Below are 318 nucleotides of genomic sequence, written 5' to 3'. Positions count from 1 at the left end.
GGTTTTTGATCTATCTGAACATCAACCTTTAACTCTATACCTGACATATATTCTTGAGCTGGCCTGACAAACTTAAACTTAAAGTTTGTCAGTGGATTACTCCCGTTTAGTACGCGGGCAACCTGACCTTTTATAACTGACAAGCTAACATTTCGGAGTAAAGAGGTTTTAAAAACGTCTTCATCTTGAGCTATCTCTATTAAATTTGGCTTACAAACAATAACTTTAAGAGCACCTAATAGCGTAGCTCTGGTTGTTATAGATAGCTTTGCTATACACTGGTAATAATCAACATCTAACCCGACAGAAAAGTATCCC

The 318-nt window shown here is 36.8% G+C and carries 1 protein-coding gene; it reads right to left on the bottom strand.

Translation table 11 applies throughout. The features are described 5' to 3' along the window. The coding region (locus V6259_RS19740) for a hypothetical protein (RefSeq protein ID WP_445928534.1) at positions 1–318 on the bottom strand (318 nt) is incomplete at both ends.

Source organism: Marinomonas sp. TI.3.20, from assembly GCF_038155025.1.
Taxonomy (GTDB): domain Bacteria; phylum Pseudomonadota; class Gammaproteobacteria; order Pseudomonadales; family Marinomonadaceae; genus Marinomonas; species Marinomonas flavescens.
This window is presented reverse-complemented; position numbering and strand designations above follow the sequence as displayed.